The organism is Synechococcus sp. R6-10, from assembly GCF_047461815.1.
Lineage (GTDB): Bacteria > Cyanobacteriota > Cyanobacteriia > Thermostichales > Thermostichaceae > Thermostichus.
Genome location: NZ_JANSHW010000468.1, coordinates 1 through 2021 on the forward strand (window position 1 = coordinate 1; position 2021 = coordinate 2021).

At 56.3% G+C, this 2021-nt stretch carries 4 protein-coding genes; all 4 read left to right on the forward strand.

Annotation, left to right across the window (positions count from 1 at the left end; genetic code table 11):
- Window positions 1–171: 171 nt before the first annotated feature.
- Entirely contained in the window at window positions 172–576 is a 405-nt protein-coding gene (locus NW837_RS12315) for an NIL domain-containing protein (RefSeq protein ID WP_414331905.1), read from the forward strand.
- 108 nt (window positions 577–684) lie between these two features.
- Window positions 685–906: an NAD(P)H-quinone oxidoreductase subunit L gene (ndhL, locus tag NW837_RS12320; protein ID WP_414331907.1), complete on the forward strand. Its 222-nt coding sequence runs from the start codon at window positions 685–687 to the stop codon at window positions 904–906.
- Window positions 907–934: 28 nt separating this feature from the next.
- Window positions 935–1249, forward strand: coding sequence for a DUF3007 family protein (locus NW837_RS12325; protein ID WP_414331908.1), 315 nt, complete (start codon window positions 935–937; stop codon window positions 1247–1249).
- Between the two features lie 335 nt (window positions 1250–1584).
- Window positions 1585–2021, forward strand: a 437-nt coding sequence (locus NW837_RS12330) for a response regulator (protein WP_414331910.1), incomplete at its 3' end; no start/stop codon positions are given.

The following is a 2021-nucleotide window of genomic DNA, read 5'->3' on the forward strand; positions in this document are numbered from 1 at the left end:
CCCAAGAAGCTGAGCTCACCGAAAAACTGGGTTCAAAGCCCCGCCCTACCGCTGTGGGGTTCGCCTTGGGTGTCCTGTGGAGGGTGGAAGTGAGCTGCATTCACGGCCAAACTGAACCTCACAAGCCTGCCATACTGAAGGAAGTTGCTGCACTCAAAACACTCAAGATCCGTGCGCAAACGAGTCACCCTCATTTTCCCCCGCCATTTGGTGAATGTGCCTCTCACCTATCGGTTGGCCAAAGACTTCGATGTGGCTGCCAATATCGTGCGCGCCAGGGTAGCCCCCAACGAAGTGGGTACTTTGGTGGTGGAGCTGTCGGGGGATATCGACCAGGTGGAAGCAGGCTTGGAGTGGGTGCAGTCTTTGGGCATTGAGGTGACTGAACGGGCCAAGGAAATTCAAATCGACCCAGACTTGTGCGTGGACTGTGGATTGTGTACGGGAGTTTGCCCAACCGAGGCCCTGAAGATTTCTGCTCCCAGCTGGAAGCTGGAGTTCTCTCGCAACCGCTGCGTCATGTGCGAACAGTGCGTACCCACCTGCCCCGTTGGGGCGATCAGCACCAGTTTGTAGTCAGTTTGTGGTCAGTTGGCTGAGTTACGAACTCCCCCAAGCTGACAAATCCCTTTACAATCCTGTTAGATTTGTTGGACATAGGTCTAGCTGCGGAGCGCACTCGACATGGCTTCTACTACATCGTTGATTGGGTTAACTTATGCCGGTTTGGCTGTTCTCTATTTGCTGGTGCTGCCTCTGTTGTCTCTGCTGTACGTGGACAAACGCTGGACTTCAGGCAGTGCTTGGGAAAAGGTGCTGATGTTTTTCTTGGTCTTGTTTTTCTTTCCCGGCATGGTGCTCTTGGCTCCCTTCATGACGTTTCGGCCCAAGCCTCGGTCGCTGTAAGGTCAGCCGTTTGTCGATCCACTGAGCCATGCGCAGATTGGACGTTCTTGGCATAGGCTTAGCCCTGCTGCTGGGGGGAGGGATCCTCTACGGCCTGCTGCTTTGGGCGGGCTTGGATACGGGGGCCGCGCAGCAGATATCGAGCGTGGTGCTTCTATTGGCCTGCTTGGGGTGGACTTTTGGCTACCTGAAGCGGGTGCTGCGTGGGGAAATGACCCTGAAGGCTCAATGGGCCAGCTTCGAGACCCAGCAGATTCAAGAGAGGCTCCGCTCCCTCTCCCCAGAAGAGTTGCAGGCCCTGCAAGCTGAATTGGAAAGTGAGAAAGAAGGGATCCCAGATTGAATTGAGCAAGACAAACGTTGAGGCCGTCGGACAGGCCGCACCCAGAAATGGGCTGTCGGCTGCTGGGGATCCAGGTTTAAGGGTATGAAGCGTCGGGCTTAAACCGCAATACTTGTATATCTGTATATCCGGTTACCATTTGCTTCCCCTAAGAATGCTACATTACGCCCCGCACAAGATTCTGGCGTACGACGGATTATTAAGTGGTGCAAGCCTTCGCCTTTCCTTCTACTCGCATATCTCCATCCACTGTGAGAAAAACCATACTGCTAGCTCAGGGCCAGCCCTCGCAAATTCATCTCTGGAAGTTGGCGCTGGAGTCTCAGGGGCACTCTGTGGTGCTGGTTTCCCCGCGTGAAGATCTGCTGGAGGTGGCAGCAAGTCAGCCTCTGGATCTGATGGTGGTGGACATGACGACGGGGCTGTTTAACCCCTATGCCTTTTGTCGAGAGTGCCAAAGCAAGCTGCCCAACATCCCTGTTATCCTGACTCATCACCCCCGCCGCCACATCGAGCCCGCAGAGCGGCGCTGGGCAATCTACCAGGGGGCAGCAGATGTGATCCCTGGCTTGGCGGAGGCCGGCGACCTTCTCCACTCCCTCGAACGGATTTACGAGGCTGCCAGGTGGTTTTTGCCTATTGACACGGAGGCGCTCCACAGGGCTCTGAAGCAAGCGGGCTTATGGCCGGCGGAGGTCAGCCGTACATCTTCTTCCACCCCTCCCCCGCAGCCGAGCGCCCACTCTCCCACCGCCCCTCCACAACCCATCAC

What these genes read in the sequence shown, in the direction of transcription:
- ndhL (WP_414331907.1), top strand. Translation starts at nt 685, where the DNA reads ATGGCTTCTACTACATCGTTGATTGGGTTAACTTATGCCGGTTTGGCT.
- NW837_RS12325 (WP_414331908.1), top strand. Translation starts at nt 935, where the DNA reads ATGCGCAGATTGGACGTTCTTGGCATAGGCTTAGCCCTGCTGCTGGGG.